This is a genomic window from Rhodoferax sp., from assembly GCF_028688795.1.
Classification (GTDB): domain Bacteria; phylum Pseudomonadota; class Gammaproteobacteria; order Burkholderiales; family Burkholderiaceae_C; genus Rhodoferax.
Genome location: NZ_JAQTXM010000002.1, coordinates 25,331 through 47,886 on the forward strand (window position 1 = coordinate 25,331; position 22,556 = coordinate 47,886).

The 22,556-nt window shown below is 56.5% G+C and carries 23 protein-coding genes; 10 read left to right on the forward strand and 13 right to left on the reverse strand.

Features of this window, described 5'->3' with window-relative positions:
* Positions 1–362 precede the first annotated feature (362 nt).
* The 3 genes from PHQ58_RS01725 (at position 363) to PHQ58_RS01735 (ending at position 3,371) form a co-directional block, all read left to right on the forward strand.
* Positions 363–2,204, forward strand: coding sequence for a hypothetical protein (locus tag PHQ58_RS01725; protein ID WP_300106121.1), 1,842 nt, complete (start codon positions 363–365; stop codon positions 2,202–2,204).
* 79 nt (positions 2,205–2,283) lie between these two features.
* The gene (locus PHQ58_RS01730; RefSeq protein ID WP_300106123.1) at positions 2,284–3,006 is read left to right on the forward strand and encodes a PEP-CTERM sorting domain-containing protein; all 723 of its coding nucleotides are present in this window, start codon (positions 2,284–2,286) and stop codon (positions 3,004–3,006) included.
* Positions 3,007–3,131: 125 nt separating this feature from the next.
* Positions 3,132–3,371: a hypothetical protein gene (locus tag PHQ58_RS01735; RefSeq protein WP_300106125.1), complete on the forward strand. Its 240-nt coding sequence runs from the start codon at positions 3,132–3,134 to the stop codon at positions 3,369–3,371.
* Between the two features lie 48 nt (positions 3,372–3,419).
* Here PHQ58_RS01735 and PHQ58_RS01740 read toward each other — a convergent pair whose 3' ends face one another.
* Both PHQ58_RS01740 and PHQ58_RS01745 read right to left on the reverse strand, forming a co-directional pair.
* Positions 3,420–5,063 carry a 3-(methylthio)propionyl-CoA ligase gene (locus PHQ58_RS01740; protein WP_300106127.1) on the reverse strand — a complete coding sequence of 548 codons (1,644 nt, stop codon included), beginning with the start codon at positions 5,061–5,063 and terminating at the stop codon, positions 3,420–3,422.
* Positions 5,064–5,167: 104 nt separating this feature from the next.
* The gene (locus PHQ58_RS01745; RefSeq protein WP_300106129.1) at positions 5,168–7,630 is read right to left on the reverse strand and encodes a diguanylate cyclase; all 2,463 of its coding nucleotides are present in this window, start codon (positions 7,628–7,630) and stop codon (positions 5,168–5,170) included.
* A gap of 152 nt (positions 7,631–7,782) precedes the next feature.
* Between PHQ58_RS01745 and PHQ58_RS01750 the strand changes: the two genes are divergently transcribed.
* The 5 genes from PHQ58_RS01750 to PHQ58_RS01770 are packed head-to-tail and all read left to right on the forward strand — an operon-like array spanning position 7,783 to position 11,471.
* Complete coding sequence (locus PHQ58_RS01750; protein WP_300106682.1) at positions 7,783–9,348, forward strand: YdiU family protein; 1,566 nt, start codon at positions 7,783–7,785, stop codon at positions 9,346–9,348.
* Positions 9,349–9,397: 49 nt separating this feature from the next.
* A complete protein-coding gene (gene msrB / locus PHQ58_RS01755) occupies positions 9,398–9,805 on the forward strand; it encodes a peptide-methionine (R)-S-oxide reductase MsrB (protein WP_300106130.1) in 408 nt (135 codons plus the stop codon).
* Positions 9,802–10,350: a septation protein A gene (locus tag PHQ58_RS01760; RefSeq protein ID WP_300106132.1), complete on the forward strand. Its 549-nt coding sequence runs from the start codon at positions 9,802–9,804 to the stop codon at positions 10,348–10,350. The genes msrB and PHQ58_RS01760 overlap by 4 nt, the downstream gene beginning before the upstream one ends.
* Positions 10,347–10,628, forward strand: coding sequence for a BolA family transcriptional regulator (locus PHQ58_RS01765; protein ID WP_300106133.1), 282 nt, complete (start codon positions 10,347–10,349; stop codon positions 10,626–10,628). Before PHQ58_RS01760 ends, PHQ58_RS01765 begins: the two co-directional genes overlap by 4 nt.
* 57 nt (positions 10,629–10,685) lie before the next feature.
* Complete coding sequence (locus PHQ58_RS01770; RefSeq protein ID WP_300106135.1) at positions 10,686–11,471, forward strand: peptidylprolyl isomerase; 786 nt, start codon at positions 10,686–10,688, stop codon at positions 11,469–11,471.
* A 105-nt stretch (positions 11,472–11,576) separates the two neighbouring features.
* On the opposite strand, the gene PHQ58_RS01775 is transcribed toward PHQ58_RS01770, so the two are convergent.
* The 3 genes from PHQ58_RS01775 to PHQ58_RS01785 form a co-directional block, all read right to left on the reverse strand.
* On the reverse strand, positions 11,577–11,936 hold the full coding sequence (locus PHQ58_RS01775; protein ID WP_300106136.1) for a hypothetical protein: 360 nt from the start codon (positions 11,934–11,936) through the stop codon (positions 11,577–11,579).
* Between the two features lie 105 nt (positions 11,937–12,041).
* Complete coding sequence (gene rlmB, locus PHQ58_RS01780) at positions 12,042–12,815, reverse strand: 23S rRNA (guanosine(2251)-2'-O)-methyltransferase RlmB (protein ID WP_300106138.1); 774 nt, start codon at positions 12,813–12,815, stop codon at positions 12,042–12,044.
* A gap of 30 nt (positions 12,816–12,845) precedes the next feature.
* Positions 12,846–13,514, reverse strand: coding sequence for an ABC transporter ATP-binding protein (locus PHQ58_RS01785; protein ID WP_300106140.1), 669 nt, complete (start codon positions 13,512–13,514; stop codon positions 12,846–12,848).
* A 70-nt stretch (positions 13,515–13,584) separates the two neighbouring features.
* Here PHQ58_RS01785 and PHQ58_RS01790 point away from each other — a divergent pair, with 70 nt between their 5' ends.
* Together PHQ58_RS01790 and mnmH are read left to right on the forward strand one after the other, a co-directional pair.
* Positions 13,585–14,190: an arylesterase gene (locus tag PHQ58_RS01790; protein WP_300106684.1), complete on the forward strand. Its 606-nt coding sequence runs from the start codon at positions 13,585–13,587 to the stop codon at positions 14,188–14,190.
* Positions 14,187–15,263: a tRNA 2-selenouridine(34) synthase MnmH gene (gene mnmH / locus PHQ58_RS01795; RefSeq protein WP_300106142.1), complete on the forward strand. Its 1,077-nt coding sequence runs from the start codon at positions 14,187–14,189 to the stop codon at positions 15,261–15,263. The genes PHQ58_RS01790 and mnmH overlap by 4 nt, the downstream gene beginning before the upstream one ends.
* 56 nt (positions 15,264–15,319) lie before the next feature.
* Here the strand turns inward: mnmH and PHQ58_RS01800 are convergent, their stop codons facing one another.
* The 8 genes from PHQ58_RS01800 to hflK all read right to left on the reverse strand — a co-directional run bounded on the left by PHQ58_RS01800 (position 15,320) and on the right by hflK (position 22,511).
* The gene (locus tag PHQ58_RS01800; RefSeq protein ID WP_300106144.1) at positions 15,320–15,487 is read right to left on the reverse strand and encodes a hypothetical protein; all 168 of its coding nucleotides are present in this window, start codon (positions 15,485–15,487) and stop codon (positions 15,320–15,322) included.
* A gap of 66 nt (positions 15,488–15,553) precedes the next feature.
* Entirely contained in the window at positions 15,554–16,768 is a 1,215-nt protein-coding gene (locus PHQ58_RS01805; RefSeq protein WP_300106146.1) for a PLP-dependent transferase, read from the reverse strand.
* 21 nt (positions 16,769–16,789) lie between these two features.
* The gene (locus PHQ58_RS01810) at positions 16,790–17,314 is read right to left on the reverse strand and encodes a phosphoribosyltransferase (RefSeq protein WP_300106147.1); all 525 of its coding nucleotides are present in this window, start codon (positions 17,312–17,314) and stop codon (positions 16,790–16,792) included.
* A 78-nt stretch (positions 17,315–17,392) separates the two neighbouring features.
* Positions 17,393–18,769: an adenylosuccinate synthase gene (locus PHQ58_RS01815; RefSeq protein ID WP_300106149.1), complete on the reverse strand. Its 1,377-nt coding sequence runs from the start codon at positions 18,767–18,769 to the stop codon at positions 17,393–17,395.
* Positions 18,770–18,789: 20 nt separating this feature from the next.
* Entirely contained in the window at positions 18,790–19,941 is a 1,152-nt protein-coding gene (locus tag PHQ58_RS01820) for an ATP phosphoribosyltransferase regulatory subunit (RefSeq protein WP_300106151.1), read from the reverse strand.
* Between the two features lie 57 nt (positions 19,942–19,998).
* Entirely contained in the window at positions 19,999–20,187 is a 189-nt protein-coding gene (locus PHQ58_RS01825) for a DUF2065 domain-containing protein (RefSeq protein WP_300106152.1), read from the reverse strand.
* A 14-nt stretch (positions 20,188–20,201) separates the two neighbouring features.
* A complete protein-coding gene (hflC, locus tag PHQ58_RS01830) occupies positions 20,202–21,104 on the reverse strand; it encodes a protease modulator HflC (protein WP_300106154.1) in 903 nt (300 codons plus the stop codon).
* Positions 21,105–21,113: 9 nt separating this feature from the next.
* Entirely contained in the window at positions 21,114–22,511 is a 1,398-nt protein-coding gene (gene hflK, locus PHQ58_RS01835) for an FtsH protease activity modulator HflK (protein WP_300106156.1), read from the reverse strand.
* Between the last annotated feature and the right edge of the window lie 45 nt (positions 22,512–22,556).

Here is a 22,556-nt window from a genome sequence, read left to right on the forward strand (position 1 = left end):
TGAACGACCGTTCGATTGACGCCGGCAATTGAAGGAGGCCTTTACAAAGTCAAACTCTACCAAAGCAACGACTAATTGCGCATTCTCAATTGACCTTCGGCTAGTGGCTGAAATTTCAAAATCATTTAGCCAGCAATGACCCTGGCGTGTCAGGAAACTTGACAAGTTGTCGTCAATTTTTTGTCAAAAAAACCACGCACTTTTATAAGTCATTGATTAATCAATGCTTTTACCCCTTGCACCTTCATGGGCATATTTAGTGCTCAGGCCTAGGCCACGCGGTTAACGGGCCGGGCGCCTTGAAGATGGTGATGCAGTCCGCAACAGCGTGGATGACCCATACCATTTATCTAGGGGATATCATGTTAAAAAAACAGAAGCTAGCTGCAGTAGCAGCCTTGTTTGCTGCCACCACCTCGGGTTACCACGGCGCATTGGTAGCTGCGGAAGCCTTGGTTTTGGCCACGCCAACCTTGGTGTCAAACCAAGTGCCGGATTGGTCCAATGCTTTCAAAGCCAAGATGGTCGGGCAGGCCTATAAGTCGTCAACCGCGCTCGCAACCTACGACGTGCGCGCCACGCTCATGGTCTATGCGGACAACTACTCGGGAGCACCCGGCCAGAATATCTGGATCGCCCGCAGCATCGACAACGGCGCGACCTGGAGCCACACGGCACTGACCAACAATGCTGGAACGTCAGTGACGCTCACCGGGCCCGACAGTCTCGTTTACACCCTACCCACAACCAACGGCAAACCAAACATTTTTGCCCCAGCCACCGGCGCCATCGCCAGCGGTAAAGGCGCCAACACGCTGGTGACCTGGGGTAGCTCCTACTGCCGCGACCTGGCCGACCCCACGCAGCCCAGTTCAGTGCAAAAAGTCAACTTGAACTTGACCACCGGCCCCGAGCCTTACAAGTGCTTATGGTCAGCCAGGACGACCGATGGCGGAGCCACCTGGATCACACAGCAGATCACCGATGGTGCCATGGACATTGACGAAGACGTGCCAGCTGGCTTTACCACAACCAATCTTTTGACTGGCGGCTTTGGCATCGTCTGGCAAGCAGATCCAGCTGGCCTGAAGCAGGGTCAGGCTGAAGGGCCCGGAGAAGGCGCTTCAGGCGCATCCGTCAGCAAAGGCACCAATGTCTGGTACAGCTTTCTCACAAAAGCAGACTTCGAGAATGGAACGAAGTTTCCGACTCCCAGCGTGCCACTCTCAGACAACGATCCCATCACCAACACGCGTGGCGCCTCGCGGCCCAATCTGGCCATCGTGGGTGGTACAGCCATCGTTGCCTACGAAGAAACCAAGGGTGACTCCGAACTCTTTGGCAAGCAGATCATCTACCATTCTTTCGCCTACAACGCACCTGATACCAACAGTGCTGGCACGGTGATGTCTGACCCGCTGCTCAATTCACGTCGCGTGCGTTTCCTGTCCCAGGGTGATGCGTCAGCTGGCACGTCACCCCTGCGGGTGGTGTTGCTGTACCGCCAGACCAATGTCAATACGCCCGGCGCCGAGTCCAACGTCATCATGCAACGCGGATTGAAGAACACCGTGATTGATCCAGCCTCGACAGGTCTTCGTCCCTCAGACATTGAGCCTTTCAGCGCAGCCAAAAATCTCAGCAACCTGCTGGGCGCTAAAGACACTGACAACGCCTTGGCGCAACGTGGTGTTCTGCGTGGCGGCAATATCGCTGTTGGCTTCGACTACACGCCCAACATGCTGGCGTCAGTTGCCGTGCCACCCACGAGCACCTACAACTTCTACGTCACGGTCTCGAAAGACAGCGGGGTGACCTGGGCTGCGCCCTCCAACATCTCAGGCATTCGCAGCAACACCATCCGGGTGGTGGAGCCACGCATTGTGGGTACACCGGGGACAATTTTGAATCCGAACAACACCGCAACCGGCGACTCGGCCGATGTGCAGGCACCCGATGTATTTTTCGCCTCTTATGGCACGGAAACCAACAGCGCAGTGTCGGAGTCACTGGACATCTGGCTGACACGCACCACCAACTTTGGCAGCACGTTTGAGGTCAAGCAGTTGCTGGCGGGCGGCGTAACGCGGCAATCTGAAACCCAACTGCGTTCTTCGCCAAACGGCAAGAACCTGCAGTCGCTGTGGATGCAGCAGGAAGGGGTGGTGACCGACGTCTATTTCCGCAACGGAACGGTGAAATGAGTCAAGCCAGTTCAACTTAACGTTGCCTGAGGCCGAAGGTCGAACACAAGCTTCGGCAGGCAACACCTTGGAGCCCATGATGAAAACCTCTATCCAAATGCGCAAGACCCTGACCCGTCTTGCAATTGCTTCCGCTTTGTGTCTGAGTGCTGCGGCACCAGCCCATGCCAGTTATGCCCTCGGCTTCGTGCAAAACGAAACCGCTGGAGGCGTGCCCAATGGCGACTACAACATTGACTACAACGCCTACGTAGCTGATCCCACATTGTTTCTGGCCTTCAGCCCAGAAATTGCCATAGGGGCGGCGTCAACCTTGACATTCAAGGTTTTCGTGGGTGATGAATACGGCCCGGATGCATTACCCGACGAGTATGACCAATTTTCGCTATGGGCCTCAACAGACGGGGCATCCCTCGGCTACGACATTCTGGCATCTTCCTCGCCTTCGCTAGGCGGCGTTCTGGTGCCCGAATGGGGCGGCGTACCTGGTTACGCCAGCATCACGGTCAATCTGAGCGCCTTCGCCAATCAATCAATCCGGCTGGCCTTCAGCTTTGACCCGCTGGACGATGTCAACAACAACTTTCCCGGTGTGCGTGTTGACGACATTCTGGTAACCGATGGTGGGGCTACTCGGTTTGCAGAGAACTTCGAGAGCGCCACAGCGGATGGTTGGCAACTCAACGGGCTTTGGCATCTGACTGGTAACGTGGTGCCGGAGCCCTCGATGCTGTCGCTGCTGGGTGCTTGCGCCATTGGTTTCGGGCTGAGTCGGCGGCGCCGCCCAGAGACACGCGCCTGACCTTCGCCGGAGCGCCTGGCAACATACCCTGAACGCCTGGACCCAAGTCGAACTTGCGACATCCAAAGCATTCAGGGCGTCATGCGCATCGCGCCCAAGTTTGAATTTCAACCGGGTGGATCATCATGAAACTACTTGCCCTTGCCTTGGTAACATCGATGCTTTTTGCGTGTGGCGGAAGTGGAGCCGACTACTATTACGGGGCCTGGCAAACCAGCAACGCCCAGAATGAAAAAATCGAACTGCAAAGGTTTCCGGAAACCTTTGCAACCGAGTCAGAGTGTCAGGCCTCGTCGAACGCCCAGATCCCGACGCCAGATTTCAGGACGGACTATGAGTGCGTGCATTTTGTGTCTGGTAGATAACGTGGTGGCTTCGGCCGTATCTACCGGCCAACAATCACTCCCGGACCATCAGCGCAAATCTGGCAACTGGTAGTCCTTGAGCACCTCGCGCAGCTTGCTTTTTTGCATCTTGCCGGTGGCACCCATGGGAATCGCGTCCAGAAACACCACGTCGTCGGGAATCTGCCATTTGGCGGCTTTGCCCTCGTAAAAGGCCAACAATTCTTCGCGCGTCAACTCGGCCCCGGGCTTTTTCACCACCGCCACAATCGGGCGTTCATCCCACTTGGGGTGCGCCATGCCAACGCAGGCGGCCATGGCCACGCCGGGATGCGCCACAGCAATGTTTTCGATGTCAATCGAGCTGATCCACTCGCCGCCCGACTTGATCACGTCTTTGCTGCGGTCGGTGATCTGCATGTAGCCGTCGGCGTCAATGGTGGCCACGTCGCCGGTGGGGAACCAGCCATCCACCAAGGGCATGACCGGTGCCGCGTCGCCCACCCCCTGAAAGTATTCGCGCAACACCCAAGGGCCTTTGACCAGCAAATCGCCGTAGGTTTTGCCGTCCCACGGCAACTCTTTACCTTCGCCATCGACAATTTTCATGTCAATGCCATAAATGGCGCGGCCCTGCTTGAGGCGAACCTTCATCTTGTCGTCGTCAGACAGGCTGAGGTGTTTGTTTTTAAGGGTGCACAGCGTGCCCAGCGGGCTCATCTCGGTCATGCCCCAGGCGTGCAGCACTTCCACGCCGTATTTGTCGTTGAACGCGGTGATCATGGCGGGTGGGCAGGCCGAGCCACCAATTACCGTGCGTTTGAGGCTGGAAAAATGCAAGCCGTTGGGCTCCATGTGGCCCAGCAGCATCTGCCAAATGGTGGGCACGCCCGCAGCATAGGTCACCTGCTCCAGCTCAATCAGTTCGTAAATGGATTTACCATCCATACCCGCGCCGGGAAACACCAGCTTGGCCCCGGTGAGCGCGGCCGAATACGGAATGCCCCAGGCGTTGACGTGAAACATGGGCACCACCGGCAGAATCGCATCGCGCGCCGAGATGCCCATCACATCGGGCAAGGCCGCCGCATACGCATGCAGCACGGTGGAGCGGTGGCTGTACAGCGCCGCCTTGGGGTTGCCCGTGGTGCCACTGGTGTAGCACATGCTTGACGCCGTGTTTTCATCCAGTTCAGGCCATTGATAGCTGGTGGGTTGCGCCGCCAGCAGGGCTTCGTAACTGAGCAGGTTGGGTATGCCCGTATCTGCAGGCAGCTTGTCCGCATCACACAGCGCCACCCAGTGTTTCACGCCAAGGCACTTACTGTGAATGGCTTTAACAATGGGCAGGAAGGTCATGTCAAAACACACCATCTGGTCTTGTGCATGCTGCATCACCCAGGTGATTTGATCAGGCGACATGCGCGGGTTGATGGTGTGGAGCACACGGCCCGAGCCACTGACACCAAAATACATCTCAAGGTGGCGGTAGCCGTTCCAGGCGATAGATGCCACGCGCTCACCCATCTTCAGGCCAAAGGTGTCAAGCGCATTGGCAAATTGGCGCGAGCGCTGCGCCGCCTCAAGGTAGGTGTAGCGATGGATGTCGCCCTCGACCCGGCGCGACACGATTTGGCCCTCAGCGTGGTGGCGCGCGGCAAATTCGATGAGTGACGAAATCGACAGCTGTTGGTTTTGCATCAGTCCGAGCATGGGTGTCTCCTTTGGGTTTTTATGCAGAAAAGCATCGTACTGCCAAACCATGCGCAGCGCGGACTTGCCGTCACCTGTGCGACGCGTGGCAACCGATCAAGGCGTCAGAGCGAACGAGCCAAGGTCGCAAAAAATGCCCGGTCAGCATGCAGCATGTGCCATGCAACCAGGTCATTCACCAAAAAATGGACCAATTTGCCATCAGCAGCGGCTTGCCCGCCGCCTGCCCGAGCTGCCATAAACAGGGCATTAGCCTGTGTGATCAGCGCCTGATGCTGTAGCGCGTGCACCGCCAGTTGGTCATAACCATGCGCCAAGAGGATGGCTTCCTCATGCGCAAAGTGGGCTTTCACGTGGTCTAGCAGATGGTGAAACGCGGCATCAAAGGCCAGCGGCTGCTGGTCAGTCAGTGGCACTTGATCCAGCAGCGAGTTGGCGAGTTGAAACAACTGCCGGTGCTCGTCGTCAATCTCCGGGAGACCACATTCAAAGGCCACCTTCCAGCGCAAATGGACGTAAGACGGGCGTGCGCTTGGTGCAATGTCCGCAGCATCTTGCGAAGCGATCGGCGGGCACAACATGACGGCATTTCGCCCACCTTTTTTAGCCCGGTACATGGCCTCATCGCCCATGCGCAGCAGGTCTTTATCGGTGTCACCATGGTCTGGGTACAACGCCACGCCAATGCTCGACGAAATACTCAGGGCCACGCCTTGGCTGGTGACAAATTCCTGCGCCAGCAGGCTGCGAATTTTTTCAGCAACGGCCAAGGCGTCATCACTGGTCTGAAGGTCTGGCAGAAGCACCACAAATTCGTCACCGCCCATGCGCGCGGCGGTGTCAGAGGCGCGCACGCAACTCAAAATACGCTGTGCCACGGCCTGTAGCAGCCAATCACCCACCTCATGCCCCAGCTCATCATTGATCGGCTTGAACTTGTCGAGGTCGATAAACAACAGGGCCAGCCGCGATTTGGTCCGGCGCGCGCGCACCAGCTGCTGGCTCAGCCGCTCCAACGCCAAGCGACGGTTGGGCAACTGCGTCAGCGGGTCATTAAATGCCAACTGGCGCACATGTTGCGCCATCAGCATGCGCACGGTAATGTCTTCCAGCGACACCACCGCGCCCCGCAGTGCCTGACTTTCCAGCGCTGTCACGCTCATGCTCAGCCAGCGTTGATGTGGCGTCGATCGGCTTTGGTATTCCACGTAAAAGCGTGGCAAACGGCCATCAAGCACCTCCCGAATCCCGCGCGTGATGGGCATGGCGTCGCCCGGCTCTTTACCGGTCTCTTTGCCTGGCTCTTTTTCTGAAGCGGCGGCCTGGCAGATCGCCAGGAAATCAGCACCTTCAGGCGCACCTGCCCCCGGCATGTTTTGGCCTTGGTCTGGCGTGGCTTCCTGTGCACGCCGCCAAGCATCGTTGGTGGCCAGAATCAGGCCATCATGGCTCAACACAGCGATTTCAGCGGTGACCGAATTGAGCACTGCCTGCTTGAGTGTCTCGCTGTCCTGCAACACTTTTTGCTGCTGCAGCAAGGTGTCAAGCAGACGGTTAAAGCCCCCCACCAATTGACCCACTTCGTCTTGCCGAACCACGGGCAAGGCTTGCGGCGGCTGGTCATGGCGTACAAACCCATCCAGCGTTTGCAGTGCCGCCGTCATGGGTGCCAGTTGCCTACGCAACAACCACCAGATCAACGCCAGACTCACCAGCGCCAGCAGCAGCGCGGCCAGGCGTGCGTTTGGCTTAATGGCGTCAATCAGCGCAAAGGTTTCTTCAGGCGTGAGCGTGACCGACGCGTACCAGTTCGCCAAAGGGATTTGCTGGATGCTGACCAACACCTCAACCCCATGCGGATTAATAAGCCGCGCCGTCCCCTCAAAACCTTCAACAAACCGGTCAATCCAGGGGCTGATACCTGGGCCAGGCAACACCTCCATCACGCGCGGTGCGTCAGACGTGGCAAAGATCAGTCGCTGGCTGGCATCAATCAGGAAAAAGTTTCCAGTCTTTCCATAACGATGGGACGCCAATTGGGTCAAGAAATTGGCTTGATCAAGCCGAATCGCACCGGCCAATGCCCCAATGACGGCGCCCTTTGGGTCGCGAATGGGTACCGCCATCGTGAACACCGGCGTTTTCAGGGAGGCATGGGACTGAATACTGCCAACTACAGGCTCGCCGTTTTGCAGCACCCTGGCAAGTTCCGGTGGCGTCAATCCGCTGGCACCCAACCCATCCTTCAAAAAAAACATCTCGGCCTGTGGCAAGCCTGGCGTGCTCCACATCAACAGGCCACCGTTGAACAGACCGGACAGAAACGCACGTTCAGCCAAAAAAGCTTTGGCCGCAGCCGGATCGCCCAGCTGCGCCGGCAAGACCAGAGAGGCCTCGTTCTTGAGCGCGCTCAGCCGGTCTTGCAGGCCCTGATTGACTTCAGCGGTGAGCAAGTTGAGGGCCGAGCGCTGTTGCTCTCCGGTGTAGCGCAACAGTTCGTCGCGAAGCAGTGCATTGGTATAAAAAGCAAGCGACAGGAAACTCAACCCGAACACAAGCAGTGTCAACAGGGAAACACGGGTTTTAAGTGACTGCAACTGAAAGCGATCAAGAAACATAGGCCTGCGCGGACACCAACAAAAACCCTAATGGTACGAGGTGAATACCGGTTTTGTCCCTGCCCACACTGAGTTTGTACCCGACACGCCACAATTCGGTGATGAATGCAGCCAGCGAAATCCCTAAAATCGTCCACACCAAATTGGCGTGGCACAACCGTTTTCACCAGTTAGGGCGTGACTTTTACACCCCGCTGGCACCTCAGCCTCTGGGTGCGCCCTACTGGGTGGGGCGCTCTAACGCCGTGGCAGATTTACTGGGGCTGGAGCGCAGCCAATTAAACACAGATGACCTGCTGCAGGCCTTGTCCGGCAACTTGCCCATCAGCGGCACCCAGCCGCTGGCCAGCGTCTACAGCGGCCACCAGTTTGGCAACTGGGCCGGGCAATTGGGCGACGGCCGAGCTTGTTTGCTGGGCGAGGCCAACGGCCTTGAGGTGCAACTCAAGGGCTCGGGCCTAACACCTTATTCGCGCATGGGTGATGGCCGCGCCGTGTTGCGAAGCAGCATTCGCGAATTTTTGTGCAGCGAGGCCATGCAGGCTTTGGGCATTCCCACCACACGTGCCTTGTGTGTTACCGGCTCCGACGATGAAGTGTGGCGCGAAACGCCTGAGTCCTCAGCTGTGGTGACCCGCACAGCCCCCAGCTTCATTCGTTTTGGTCATTTTGAACACTTTTCCGCGCGCAACCAGTTGACCCCGCTGAAAACGCTGGCTGATTACGTGATTGAGCGCTATTACCCGGCCTGCCTCACCACCGAAGCCTTAGATGCCAACCCCTATGCCAATCTGCTGCAGGCAGTGACCGAGCGCACCGCCGTCATGGTGGCGCACTGGCAAGCCGTGGGCTTTTGCCACGGCGTGATGAACACCGACAACATGAGCATTCTGGGTCTGACCATGGACTACGGCCCGTTTCAGTTTCTGGATGCTTTTGAGCCCGGCCACATTTGCAACCACACCGACCGCGGTGGCCGCTACGCCTTTGAGCGCCAGCCAGAAATTGCCCACTGGAACCTGTATGCGCTGGCGCAGGCGCTGATGCCCTTGATCAAAGACCAGCCACTTGCCCTGCAGGCCTTGGCAACGTTCGAGGCGATCTTCAAAGACAAGCTGTACCAACTGATGCGTGCCAAGCTAGGTTTGGTAGATGCTGCGGGTGCAGTGAACGAGCCGCTGGGGACGACCGAAACTTCGGCAAACAGTCACTCAAATACATCCACCGCTGGCTCTGAGAGCCACAAAGCGCTGATCCAGACCCTTCTGGCAGACCTGCTGAATCTAATGGCGCAAGACCGGGTCGACTACACCCTGTTCTGGCGGCGTTTGAGCACCGCCGTTGCCACCGACGCGTTTGACCCGGTGCGCGACCTGTTTTTGCAGCGACCTATCTTCGATGCCTGGATGCTACGATATTTAGAGCTGCTTACGCTTACTAATAAAGGGCTATCGGCCGGTTTAATGTATAAAAACAATCCCAAGTTTGTGTTGCGAAACTATTTGGGTGAAGAAGCCATCCAAGCTGCCAAGCTCAAGAACTTCACTGTGCTAGCGGACTTGCTAAAAGTTTTGGAGCGGCCCTTTGACGAGCACCCTGAGCATGAGCCTTGGGCCGGTTTTCCACCTGACTGGGCCGCCAGCATTGCCATCAGTTGCAGTTCTTAGCGCGACATTTCTTAGCGCCACATTTTTATCCATTCAAACGGAGGCCTTCATGCCCTACCCCATCAGCAAGACAGACGACGAGTGGCAAGCCCTGCTGGCCCAAAAAGGGGCCGAACCCGGCGCCTTCGCCGTCACCCGGCATGCCAGCACCGAGCGCCCTTTTACGGGCAAATACGCGGCCCATTGGGCTGACGGCAGCTACCACTGCATCTGTTGCGGCAACAAGCTGTTTGACGCCGACACCAAGTTTGACGCGCACTGCGGCTGGCCCAGCTTTTCGCTGGCAGTGCCGGGCGCCATCAATGAGATCACCGACCGCAGCCACGGCATGGCCCGGGTTGAAACCGTCTGCGCCCAATGCGGCGCCCATCTGGGCCATGTGTTTGACGATGGCCCCGCGCCCACCGGTTTGCGCTACTGCATGAACTCGGCTTCGTTAAACTTCACCCCAACATGAAAATACTGATCGACTTCTTCCCCATCCTGCTGTTTTTTGGTGCCTACAAGATGTACGACATCTACATCGGCACTGGCGTACTGATGGCGGCCACCGTGCTGCAAATGGCCTTGATTTACGGCATTGACCGCAAACTGCAGATGATGCACAAAATCACGCTGGCGCTGATTTTGGTGTTTGGCACACTCACGCTGGTGCTGCACGATGACCGCTTCATCAAATGGAAACCCACTGTGCTGTATGCCGCCATGGCGATCGCGCTGGCGATTGCCGTCTGGGTCTACAAAAAGAACTTTTTGAAAATGCTGCTGGGCAGCCAGCTGACCCTGCCCGAACCAGTGTGGATGCGGCTGAACATGCTTTGGGTCATCTACAGTGCCTTCATGGCGCTCATCAATGCCTATGTGGCAGCCAACTACACCACAGAAGCATGGGTGAACTTCAAGCTCTGGGGCTACGCTTTTCCGCTGGTGTTCATCGTCGGGCAAGGTTTCTACATTTCGCGCTATTTGACGGCTGACGAATCCAACACACCCACACCATGACGACCAGCACTCCAACCGCCGAACAGCTTCAGCAACGCCTGCAAGAGGTGCTGCAACCAACCCACCTTGAAGTGATTGACGAAAGCGCCCAACACCATGGTCATGCCGGGGCCAATGGCACCGGTTTTGGCACCCATTTCAGGGTGCGTATCACAACTGCGGCCTTTGTCGGCAAGTCCGCCGTAAGCCGGCATAGGCTTGTGTATGATGCGCTCCAAGATTTCATGGATCAAGGCCTGCACGCGCTGGCCATTGAAGCCCAGTCGCCGGCTGCCTAAGGGTAGTCGGCCGAAACCCCAAAACCCCTTTTTTACATTGATTCGCAGGAAATTTGCATGAAATACAAACTTGTGTCGAGCATTGCTTTTGTTGCCCTGATGGGCAGCTTGTCAAACGTAGCAATCGCGCAGAACGTGGCCATTGTGAACGGCAAGGCTGTGCCTTTGGCACGTGTCGAAGCCCTGAGTCAGCAAGTGGCCCGCTCAGGTCGCCAGGTCACGCCTGAGATGCAACAACAAATCAAGGACGAAGTCATCGCCCGCGAAATCTTCATGCAGGAAGCCCAAAAAATGGGGCTTGACACTTCGGAAGACTTCAAATCACAAATGGAGCTGGCACGCCAGACCATTCTGATTCGCGAATTGTTCACCAATTACCAAAAAACCCATCCCGTGACCGATGCCGACATCCAGGTCGAATACGACAAGTTTGCAGCCGCCAACAGTGGCAAGGAATACCGGGCGCGCCACATTCTGGTTGAGAAAGAGGCTGAAGCCAACGCCATCATTGCCCAACTCAAAAAAGGTGGCAAGTTCGACGAAATCGCCAAAAAATCCAGCAAAGACCCAGGCTCCGGGGCCAAAGGTGGCGATCTGGATTGGGCGCCCGCTGGTAACTACGTGGCTGAATTTGCCACCGCCCTCACGGCATTGACCAAAGGCAAAACCACCGAAACCCCAGTCAAATCACAGTTTGGCTACCACATCATCCGCCTGGACGACGTGCGTGATGCCCAGTTGCCCAAGCTTGAAGACGTGAAACCTCAAGTGTCGCAACAACTGCAACAGCAAAAACTGACCAAGTACCAAGACGAACTCCGCGCCAAGGCCAAAGTTGAATAAGACCTTTGTTGCATAAAAAAAGCGGCCTGTGTGCCGCTTTTTTTACGCCTGCTTTTTAGGCTGCTTCTTCATGGCTGCTGTGACCGGCTGCCAGGCAACGGGCTGTCAGTGTGGGTTTTCAAAAAACAGGTAGTTGGACGCGTAGTCGCTGATCTCGAAGTACACCTTCTTTTCATTCGGGTCAGCGATGAAATTCAGGTTTTCGTCCATCACGCCATAACCGTAGCGGTAGGGGCGTGGCACGTTGTCCTGTGTGCCCAAAGCGGTGGAGAGTTTGTCGATTTTCATGAAGCGCCGCACCACTTTGTCGCCTGCGTAAAACTCCAAAACGCCGTTGGTACCGGTCCAGTTTTGAATATCTCGGTTGATCTTGTTCTGCTGCTCCTGGGTGCAACTTGCAAGAAGAAAAACAGCTGCGACTCCCGCCAATGAAGCGCAAGTGGCTCTCAATTTTAATTTTTTCATAAGATGCTCCGAATGACTCACAAGGAATAGCCCACCCAAACCACATGGGCGGGTAGTCTGGCTGTCAGATGATTGACGAAAGATGCGTCATACCGCTTGGGCCGCTTACGCCACGCCACGCTGGCGCACGGCCTCATACAAACACACGCCACTGGCCACCGACACGTTCAGGCTTTCGACCGCGCCGCACATCGGAATACTCACCAACTGGTCGCAGGTTTTGGCCGTGAGCGCTCGCATGCCATCGCCTTCGGCACCCAGCACCAAGGCAATGGGGCCTTTCAGGTCGGCCTGATACAGCGTTTGCGTCGCCTGGTCACTGGTACCAATGACCCAGATGTTGCGTTCTTTCAGTTCATTCAAGGTGCGCGCCAGGTTGGTCACCATGAAATACGGCACGGTCTCGGCGGCGCCACTGGCCACCTTGGCCACGGTGGCATTGATGCCCGCCGCGTGGTCTTTGGGCGCAATCACGGCGTGCACGCCTGCGCCATCGGCCACGCGCAGGCAAGCGCCCAGGTTGTGCGGGTCGGTGACACCATCCAGCACAAGAATCAGCGGCTGGGTGCGCTCTGCAGCCGGCAAGGCCGCGTTGGCTGCTTCCAGGTTTTCCAGCAATTCATCAAGCGAATGGACCTGGGCAATTTCATGCACGCGAGCCGCAACACCTTGGTGGCCATGGCTACCAGACATGCGCGCCAGGCGCACGCCATCAGCCTCCAGCAGGCGAACACCGGCTTCTTGCACACGCTCCACAAACTGGCGCATGCGTGCATCGCGACGCGTCGGGTCAATGTAAATTTCAATGATGGATTTGGGCGCGGTCTTCAGACGCACACCCACGGCATGAAAGCCGAACAGGGTTTTAGGGGTAGACATGCCCTGATTATCGGGCTTGGCACCCTCAATTCAGACCATGCGTCCCGCTTCAATGGTGATGGCACGCTGGCAACGTGCGGCAATAGCGCGGTCGTGCGTCACCAAGGCCAAGGTGGTGCCCAGTTCACGGTTCAAGTCAAACATGAGTTCCATCACCGTTTCGCCAGTGGCAAAGTCCAGGCTGCCAGTGGGTTCATCTGCCAACAGCAAGGCGGGCTGTACGACAAAGGCGCGAGCCAGGGCTACCCGCTGCTGCTCACCGCCGGATAGCACTTTGGGGTAGTGACCCAGGCGCTGGAAGAGGCCAACACGCGCCAGCATCTCTGTGGCGGCGTGACGCGCGTCGCGCCTGCCAGCCAACTCCAGTGGCAGCATCACGTTTTCAAGCGCGGTCAGGTTGCCCAGCAGCTGGAAACTCTGAAAGACAAAACCTACTTTTTCTGCCCGCAAGGCAGCTCGGGCATCTTCGTTGATCGCAAAGATGTCCTGACCAGCCAGGCGCACCGTGCCGCTGCTGGGCGTGTCCAGACCCGCAATGATTGACAGCAGCGTGCTTTTGCCCGAACCGGAGGCACCGACAATGGCAACTGTTTCCTTGGGCGCCAGGGAGAAATCAATATCGCGCAAAATGTCCAATGTGCCGGTGGAGTCGGTCACACTTTTGGACACATGATCGACCGAAATAATGCAATCAGACATGAACTTCTTTTCAAAACAACGTTGGATGAATCGCCGCAACTGTATCGCGCTGGGCATTGGGCTGGCAGTTATGGGGTTGAACCCGGCTGGGGCAGCCACTGCAGCGGGAACAAAATCTAAAGCTAACGTGCTGGTTTTGGGTGACTCGCTGAGCGCCGAATATGGGCTCAAGCGTGGCAGTGGCTGGGTGGCGCTGCTGGAACAAAAACTCGGCGCAGAGAAAATTGCAGCCACGGTTACCAACGCCAGCATCAGTGGCGATACCACCTCTGGCGGACGCACTCGCTTGCCCGCGCTTCTTGCCAAACACCGCCCAACCCTTGTGGTGATTGAGCTTGGCGCCAACGATGCGCTGCGCGGGCTACCCATTGCCTTGACGCAGGACAACCTGACGGCCATGGCCCTGCTGGCGCAGAAAGCCGGGGCCAAGGTGTTACTGCTGGGCATGCAAATGCCACCCAACTACGGCCGCGACTACGGTTTGCGTTTTGCCGACATGTACGCAGGCGTTGCCAAAACCACACGGGCCGCCTTGGTGCCGTTCATGCTCAAGGGCATTGCCGATGCGCCTGACAGCCTGAAATGGTTTCAGGCCGACCGGATTCACCCCAAGGAAGAAGCGCACCCGCTGATTCTGGCCAACGTTTGGCCCGAACTGAAAAAAGGACTGCAATGAGCCTGACCCCCATGAGCGCCACTGACGTGATTACGCGGTTGGCTGACTTTGACAGCATCATTGATGCCCGTAGCGAGGCGGAGTTTGACGAAGACCATTTGCCACAGGCGATCAACTGGCCAACCCTCAACAATGCCGAGCGCATCGACATTGGCACGCTTTACAAACTGGTGAACCCGTTTGAGGCGCGCAAACGCGGCGCAGCCATTGCCGCGCGCAACATTGCCGCGCACATTGACCGTGAGGTCATCGACAAACCCAAGGACTGGAAGCCGTTGGCCTACTGCTGGCGGGGCGGCCAGCGCAGCGGCTCGTTGTCGCTGATCCTGAGTCAGATTGGTTTTCGCGTCACCTTGGTAGAAGGCGGCTACAAGGCGTTTCGCGCCGCCGTGGTGCAAGACATTGCACGACTGACCCAAGGCCTGCGATTCAGAGTGATCTGTGGCCCAACCGGCAGCGGCAAAACCCGTCTGTTGCAAGCCTTGGCCGCGCAAGGAGCCCAGGTAATCGACTTGGAAGCCCTGGCCAACCACCGAAGCTCAGTGCTGGGCGCTATGCCAGGATTGGCGCAGCCGACACAAAAGCGCTTCGACACACTGATCTGGAATCAGTTGCGCAGCTTTGACGCCTCACGTCCCGTGTTTGTGGAGAGCGAGAGCAAAAAGGTCGGTAACCTCGCCGTTCCTGTCGCGTTGATGGACGCGATGCGCGGCAGCCCTTGCCTGAACCTGCAACTCTCTGACAACGAGCGCGTGGCCTTGCTGATGGAAGACTATGTCTACCTGATGCAAGACGTGGACTATTTTTGTGACCGGTTGTCCGTGCTGATTCCCTTGAAGGGTCGCGCCGTGGTGACCTCGTGGCAAACCCAGGCACGCGGCGGACAGTTTGCGCCCGTGGTGCTGGATCTTCTGAATAACCATTACGACCCAGCCTACCTGCAGTCGATGCAACGAAATTTTTTGCAGTTTGGTGAAGTGCAACACATCGCGGCAACCGATCGGTCTACGGCGGCGATGGCGCAATTGGCCGGACAAATCATGAGTCTGCCCGGGAGTTCGGGCGAGGCTTGACCGTTCAAGCCAGCCCGGGCTTGTCAAGCCCCATAGGATTCAAATGTTGAGTCGCTTCAAGCCGCAGCGTCAGGCTGCGCATCGTTGGGTGGATTTTCTTCACCGGTGTCAGGCGAGCCATCCTCTACTTTGCGCTGAGCTTTCTCTTTGAGTTTCTCTTCTTTTTTCTTCTTTTTCGCCAGTTCTTTCTGACGTTTTTCGTAGCCGTAATTAGGTGTTGCCAAGGTGTACTTTCAAGTTAAGGCCGCGATTTTACCCGCCAGCGTCGTGTCAACATCAATCTGCCTGATTCATGCACTCAGACCAGACGAAAAAAGCGCTTGCTCCAGGTCTGCCTGCAAATCTACAGCCGCCTCCAGGCCCACGGAAAACCGCACCAAGATGCCTTGCTTGAGGTGTGTTGGCCAGCTTTGGCGCATCTTCAACAACTCATAAGGCACCACCAAACTGACCGGTCCACCCCAGCTGTAGCCAATTTTGAACAGCTTGAGGGCATCACAAAAAGCATCGACCTGCACCTGGGAATAACGGGGAGCGAAGACCACGCTGAACAGTCCTGCCGCGCCGCCCGCAGCGTTTTCACACAAGGCCTGCCAATGCGCGTGGCCAGGTGACTGTGCCAAGGCCGGATGCAGCACCTGGGCGAATTCAGAGCGCTGCAGAGCCCACTCGGCGAGTAGGCGGGTGGAGGCGTCATGCGCGCTGTAGCGTAGCGCCAGGCTGGGCAAGCCACGCAGCACTGCTTCTGCATCGTTGGCGCCAACACCCAAGCCTAAACGCATGTGGCACAACTTGAGCATCATGTGCAGCTTGTCGTCTTGCGTGGTGATGCTGCCCATCAGCACATCGCCACCGCCGCTGGGGTATTTGGTCAGGGCATGGATGGAGATGTCCACCCCAAGCGCTGCTTGCGCGCCAGGCACCAGGTCAAAAGGCTTGAAAGCCAGCCCAGCCCCCCAGGTGTTGTCTAACGCGCACCAAACGCCAGCCGCCTTGCAGATGCGCACTTGCTCGCACAAATCCGGGAACTCCAGGGTGACCGATCCCGCCGCTTCCAGCCAAACCAGCCGGGTTTTCGGTGTGATTTTGGCGGCCAGGTCAGCCGGAACCATCGGGTCAAAGTATTGATGCGTGATGCCCCAGGCCTTGAGTTCGCCTTCAGCCAGCGCCTTGGATGGACCATACGCGTTGTCAGGAATCAGCACTTCGTCACCCGACCTCAGCAGCGCCAACGCAACCGTGGCAATTGCCGCCAAACCACTCGGTGCCAGCAGGCACTGCGCACCACCTTCCAGCGTACACAAGCGCTCTTCCAGCGTGTAAGTGGTCGGTGTGCCGTGCAGTCCATAGGTGTAGGCAGTTTTGTCCTTCCAGTCAAACTCGCGCATCGCGGTCACACTGGGAAAAAACACCGTCGATGCTTTAAAAACACCGGGTTGGGGCGCACCAAAGCCAGCGGGTGGCTGATACGAGTGATGAATCAGCGTTGTGACAAGCTCAGTCATGATGTTATTACGGCCTTTGACTCAAACGCTCCACTTGGTGATCAGTTGCTCTGGACGCAAGCTGTCGTAGCTCTCAAAAGGCTGATGAATCCACGGGTTGGTGGGTAAAAAATCCACGCAATAATCGGGTAAAAAAGTTGATACCGCTTTGGTCCAGATCACCGCGCTTCGCAGTTCGGTGATGGGTTTGTAGTTGTTTTTCAACTGCTTTATCACAGCATTCAGGGTGTGCCCCGAGTCCGCCAAATCATCTACCAGCAGCACTTTGCCAGCAATTTCACCTTTAGGCGTGGTGATGTAATGAGCGATGTCAAGGTTGCCCTGCACGGTGCCAGCGTCAGAGCGGTAAGAACTGGTCGACATGATCGCCAGCGGCTTGTTAAACACGCGTGAAAGAATGTCACCTGGGCGCATACCGCCACGCGCGAGACACAAAATGGTGTCGAACTCCCAGCCTGACTGAAAAATTTTGATGGCCAATTTTTCTATCAGGTTGTTGTACTCGTCATAGCTCACGTACAAGTGTTTGCCGTCTTCTGTCAACATGAATATGCTCCTTAATTAATAGCTACTCACGCAAGTAAATAGAGGGCTATAGGCCAATTTTATATATAAATACAAGATTTAGTCAGCTAGAAATGGGTGGCGCATCATGATGGTGTGATCGCGATCAGGGCTGGTAGACACCACATGGATTGGCACACCGGTGACTTGCTCAATGCGCTGCAGGTAAAGACGTGCCGCGGTGGGCAACTTGTCATATTGCGTCACACCTACCGTGCAATCGCTCCAGCCTTCCAGCGTTTCGTAGATCGGGGTGCAGCGTGCAATGTCATCCGCGCCCATGGGCAAAATGTCGGTGATTTCACCGTCAAGCTCATAGCTGGTGCAAAGCTTGAGCTCTTTCAAACCGTCCAGCACATCCAGCTTGGTGATGCACAAACCTGTCAAACCGTTGACCTGTGCTGAGCGTTTGAGCAGCGCCGCATCAAACCAACCACAGCGACGGCTGCGCCCTGTGGTCACGCCTTTTTCGGCGCCCACGGTGCTCATGTGCCAGCCTGGCGTGCCTTCCACTTCCCAGTCAAGTTCGGTGGGAAAAGGGCCACCGCCAACACGCGTGCAATAGGCTTTGGTGATACCGAGGATGTAGTGCAACAAATTAGGACCGACCCCAGCACCGGCAGCCGCATTGCCAGCCACGCAATTGCTGGATGTCACGAATGGATAAGTGCCGTGATCCACATCGAGCAACGTACCCTGTGCGCCTTCAAACAGCAGGTTTTCACCTTTGAGGTGGGCATCATTCAACTCGCGTGACACATCAGCCATCATCGGTTTGAGCAACTCGGCGTGGCGCATGGCTTCGTCGTAGACGGCGTAAAACTGTACTTCGCCATCTTTCATATAAGGCGACAAACCAGGGCCAAAGTCAAACGCCTTCGAACCCAAGAAAGTAGTCAACACATGGTTGTGCAGGCTCAGCAGCACGCGCAGTTTGCTGGCAAAACGCTCGGGATACTTCAGGTCTTGCACGCGCAAGGCGCGCCGTGCAATCTTGTCCTCGTAAGCCGGGCCAATGCCACGCCCTGTAGTGCCAATTTTTTCGCTACCACCCTGCTCCCGGGCGGCTTCGCGCGCTACATCAAGGGCCGCATGAAACGGCAAAATCAAGGGACAGGCTTCACTGATGCGCAGGCGGGACACCACGTCGACGCCAACCTTCTCAAGCCCGGCAATTTCTTCAAACAGTTTGGCGGCCGACAACACCACGCCGTTGCCGATATAGCACTTGACGCCTGGACGCATGATGCCACTGGGAATCAGGTGCAGCGCGGTTTTGACACCGTTGATTACCAAGGTGTGACCCGCGTTGTGTCCCCCTTGGAACCGAACCACACCTTGCGCACTCTCAGTGAGCCAGTCAACCAGTTTGCCTTTGCCCTCGTCACCCCATTGGGTGCCCACGACAACCACGTTACGTCCTTTGATAGCAGTCATTTTTAGCTTCGCTTTTGGTTTTAATAAATGGATTGCACGACCCACTGGCCGGCAACTTCAATGAGTTCACGGTCGCAGCAAAATTCATCAACCTGGCTTTCATGCCCAGGCAACACACACGTCACAATATCGCCGCGCGAGCGCAAGGAGGTAATGGCAGCACTCAGATTGGCATCGTCACGCCAAGGCGCACGAATGGCAGCTTGCAAGGGCCGAGGATTCACAGCGGCAACAAGTGCTTTCAAATCAAGGCTGAAACCTGCCGCCGGGCGATTGCGCCCAAAGACAGCACCGACCTCGTCATAACGACCACCGCGCACCAGCGCATCACTGGCCCCTGGTGCATAAATCGCAAAACGCGCACCAGTGTAATAAGCGTAACCACGTAAATCAGCCAGGTCAAATGTGACATTGACACCTTGCAGGTGATCTGCCAAAAGTTGCAAATTTTGCAGCGCATCACGCACAGCTGGCAAGGGTGGCAGCGCTTTTTCAGCCTCAACCAACACACGATTGTCGCCATACAGCCCCACCAGAGCCAACAAACCCTGACGCACATGCGTTGGCAATTCCGCAGTGAGCGACTGCAATTCAGGTTTGTCTTTGGCGGCCAATGCAGCATGCAGTTGACCCAGCCGAAGCGGGCTGACGGGCACATCGGACAACAGTGCTTTGACCAAACGGGCATCGGCCAAATCTATGCTGGGGTCGACCAGGCGAGCCGCGCGCAGGCAGTCCTGTGCCAGGGTCAACACCTCGATGTCAGCCTCAAGCCCCGCATGACCATAAATCTCCGCACCAAACTGCAACGGTTCACGCGTGGCATGCGGCGCGCCGGGGCGCGTGTGCAACACAGGCCCGCAGTAACACAGGCGCGTCACACCGGCACGATTGAGCAAGTGCGCATCAATCCGAGCCACTTGCGGCGTGCTGTCGGCTCGCAAGCCCATCATGCGACCTGAGAGTTGATCAACGAGTTTGAAAGTTTGCAGATCGAGCGCTTCGCCCGAACCTGACAACAGAGATTCAAGATGTTCAAGCAGCGGAGGCATGACCAACTCGTAGCCATAGCAGCGCGCCATGTCCAACAAATCTCGACGTAGTTCTTCGATGTGTCGCGCTTCAGAAGGCAAGACATCGGCAATGTGATCCGGCAGGACCCAAGCAGACATGTGATTATGGGAGGCTGTTAAAACCGTGATTTTACCGGGCTAAAGCACCGTATTGAATCAGGCCAACCACCAAATCAATGCGAGACCAGACAACAGACTGGCCAAACCAAAAAAACGCAGCTGCCCATCGGAAAGTTGCAGAATCTGCAAAAACGTCTTGCGCCACGTACCCGGTGACATCAAGGGCATGAAGCCTTCAATCACCAGCACAAGCGCCATGGCAAGCCAAAATGTGGTGCTGTCCAAACGAGCCCCTGGCTTTATTTTTTGGGCGCTGCAGTTACGGCGACACCACCACGCATGGCCTTGAAGAATTCTGAACTTGAAGGATCAAGCACCATCACGTCGCTCTTTTTGGAAAATGATGACTTGTAGGCATCCAGGCTCCGGTAAAACTGCGCAAACTGCGGATCACGACCAAAGGCATCGGCATACAGGCGCGCCGCTTCGGCATCACCCTCACCCTTGAACTTTTGGGCATCACGATAGGCATTGGCGACCGTAACTTCACGCTGGCGGTCAGCATCAGCACGAATTTTTTCACCTTCAGCAAAACCGGTGGAGCGCAACTCGTTGGCAACACGCTTGCGCTCAGCCTCCATGCGGCGGTAAACTGATTCGGTGATGGCATCCACGTAATCCACACGGGTGATGCGCACGTCAATCACATCAACACCCCAGGGTTTGGCGCCTCGGACTTGACTCAAGACCTCTTTTTTGACGTCTTGCATCACTTCTTCGCGCTTGGCAGACAACAACTCCTTGACGGTACGCTTGTTGACTTCCTCTTGAAAGGCATTGCGCACCACCCGGTTAAGCTGACTGGCACCTGCGGCCTCGGTGGTGCCCACATTCCGGATGTACTCGGTGGGCTCAGAAATGCGCCAGCGCACATACCAATCGATCACCACGCGCTGCTTTTCAGCCGTCAGCACGGGCTCGTTATCAGTGCTGTCAAGGGTGAGCAAACGTTTATCGATGTATGACACATTCTGAAAAGGAGGGGGCAATTTGAAGTTCAAACCTGGTTCAGTGATCACTTCCTTGATCTGACCAAGCGCAAACACCACGCCAAACTGGCGTTGATCCACCACAAACAACATCGAACTGGCAATGGCCAGCACAAACAGAAGACTGGAAAAAATAAAACCTATGCGATTCATGCGCGGCTCCTATCGGGTTTCACGGGTACGTGCGCGTGCGGCATCACGGGTGCGAGCATCCGAGATAGCAGCCGCAGCGTTGGCCGCATTTGGCGTAATGCCCGGCGCTGACAAAGCAGGCACTGCGGCCACATCTTCAGCCACATGGCCAGTCATTTGAATGAGTTTGTCAAGTGGCAAATACAACAGGTTCGAGCCCTGCTTGGAGTCCACCATGATCTTGGTCACACTGCTGTAAATCTGCTGCATGGCATCAATGTACATTCGGTCCCGTGTCACTTGTGGTGCCTTTTGGTACTCAGTCAACACGGATTTAAAGCGCTGCGAATCACCTTGGGCTTGCGCAACGATGCGTGCCTTGTACGCATCAGCTTCTTCTTTCAAACGGGACGCAGCACCCACAGCACGGGGAATCACATCATTGGCGTAGGCCTGAGCCTCATTTTTGGCCCGCTCACGCTCTTGCCCTGCTTTAAGCACATCATCGAACGCTGCCTGAACCTGCTCGGGCGGGCGGACACCGCCTTGCTGCAGGTTAATACCGACCACCTCAATGCCAACTTTGTAGCGATCCAGAATCTTCTGCATCATGGCCCGCACGCGTGGTGCGATCTGGTCACGTTCTTCAGACAAGGCACTGTCCATTTTCATCTTGCCGACCACCTCACGTACAGCAGTCTCAGCGGCTTGCACCACAGCGTCTGCCGGGTTTTTGCTTTCAAACAGAAAAGCCCGGGCATCGTTCAATCGGTACTGCACCGCGAACTTGATCTCAACGATATTTTCGTCTTCGGTCAACATGGCTGATTCACGCAAACCAGTGGCTTTGATCACCACATCGCGCCCCACATCAACTGATCGGATCTGGGTTACAAAAATGAGCTCGTGACGCTGAATCGGATAAGGCAGACGCCAGTTAAAGCCCGCACCTACAGTCGAGTTGTATTTGCCAAACTGCGTGATAACAGCCTGCTGACCTTCTTGTACGATGAAAAAACCAGTACCCAGCCAAATCAGCACGGCCACCGCAGCCACCAAGCCAACCCCAATGCCAGCACTTTTCATATCCGGCTGAAATCCACCACCAGCCGGACCATTACCACCATTACCGCCGCCAGGGGGCATACCCCTACCACCGTTCTTGACGTTGCCAAACAGGCCGCCTAACTTGCGGTTGAAGTCGCGCCAGAGCTCATCCAGATCCGGCGGCCCCTGAGTGGGGTTGCGACGCGGCCCTCGGTCTTCAGGTGTTGGTGACTCCGGCGGCTTTACCTCCGGCCGCTCTGAACCATTTGTGTCTGCAGGCTTGTCATCGCTTCGTCCCCAACGCGGGTCATTCAGGTTGAACATGCCTCGCAGGCGCTGCGGCAACCAAGCCGCGCTTGGTGTGGTAATTTGAAGTTTCATCTAATCAACTCTCAACTCTTATGTATTTGATCTGGATTGTGCCGA

Excerpts from the sequence above, each read along its gene's own strand:
- rlmB (WP_300106138.1), bottom strand. The coding sequence starts at position 12,815 with ATGTCTACCCCTAAAACCCTGTTCGGCTTTCATGCCGTGGGTGTGCGT.
- PHQ58_RS01730 (WP_300106123.1), top strand. The coding sequence starts at position 2,284 with ATGAAAACCTCTATCCAAATGCGCAAGACCCTGACCCGTCTTGCAATT.
- PHQ58_RS01790 (WP_300106684.1), top strand. The coding sequence starts at position 13,585 with ATGGGGTTGAACCCGGCTGGGGCAGCCACTGCAGCGGGAACAAAATCT.
- PHQ58_RS01805 (WP_300106146.1), bottom strand. The coding sequence starts at position 16,768 with ATGACTGAGCTTGTCACAACGCTGATTCATCACTCGTATCAGCCACCC.
- PHQ58_RS01750 (WP_300106682.1), top strand. The coding sequence starts at position 7,783 with ATGAATGCAGCCAGCGAAATCCCTAAAATCGTCCACACCAAATTGGCG.
- msrB (WP_300106130.1), top strand. The coding sequence starts at position 9,398 with ATGCCCTACCCCATCAGCAAGACAGACGACGAGTGGCAAGCCCTGCTG.
- PHQ58_RS01775 (WP_300106136.1), bottom strand. The coding sequence starts at position 11,936 with ATGAAAAAATTAAAATTGAGAGCCACTTGCGCTTCATTGGCGGGAGTC.
- hflC (WP_300106154.1), bottom strand. The coding sequence starts at position 21,104 with ATGAATCGCATAGGTTTTATTTTTTCCAGTCTTCTGTTTGTGCTGGCC.
- PHQ58_RS01725 (WP_300106121.1), top strand. The coding sequence starts at position 363 with ATGTTAAAAAAACAGAAGCTAGCTGCAGTAGCAGCCTTGTTTGCTGCC.
- mnmH (WP_300106142.1), top strand. The coding sequence starts at position 14,187 with ATGAGCCTGACCCCCATGAGCGCCACTGACGTGATTACGCGGTTGGCT.
- PHQ58_RS01770 (WP_300106135.1), top strand. The coding sequence starts at position 10,686 with ATGAAATACAAACTTGTGTCGAGCATTGCTTTTGTTGCCCTGATGGGC.
- PHQ58_RS01760 (WP_300106132.1), top strand. The coding sequence starts at position 9,802 with ATGAAAATACTGATCGACTTCTTCCCCATCCTGCTGTTTTTTGGTGCC.
- PHQ58_RS01815 (WP_300106149.1), bottom strand. The coding sequence starts at position 18,769 with ATGACTGCTATCAAAGGACGTAACGTGGTTGTCGTGGGCACCCAATGG.
- PHQ58_RS01765 (WP_300106133.1), top strand. The coding sequence starts at position 10,347 with ATGACGACCAGCACTCCAACCGCCGAACAGCTTCAGCAACGCCTGCAA.
- PHQ58_RS01735 (WP_300106125.1), top strand. The coding sequence starts at position 3,132 with ATGAAACTACTTGCCCTTGCCTTGGTAACATCGATGCTTTTTGCGTGT.
- PHQ58_RS01810 (WP_300106147.1), bottom strand. The coding sequence starts at position 17,314 with ATGTTGACAGAAGACGGCAAACACTTGTACGTGAGCTATGACGAGTAC.
- PHQ58_RS01785 (WP_300106140.1), bottom strand. The coding sequence starts at position 13,514 with ATGTCTGATTGCATTATTTCGGTCGATCATGTGTCCAAAAGTGTGACC.
- PHQ58_RS01820 (WP_300106151.1), bottom strand. The coding sequence starts at position 19,941 with ATGTCTGCTTGGGTCCTGCCGGATCACATTGCCGATGTCTTGCCTTCT.
- hflK (WP_300106156.1), bottom strand. The coding sequence starts at position 22,511 with ATGAAACTTCAAATTACCACACCAAGCGCGGCTTGGTTGCCGCAGCGC.
- PHQ58_RS01740 (WP_300106127.1), bottom strand. The coding sequence starts at position 5,063 with ATGCTCGGACTGATGCAAAACCAACAGCTGTCGATTTCGTCACTCATC.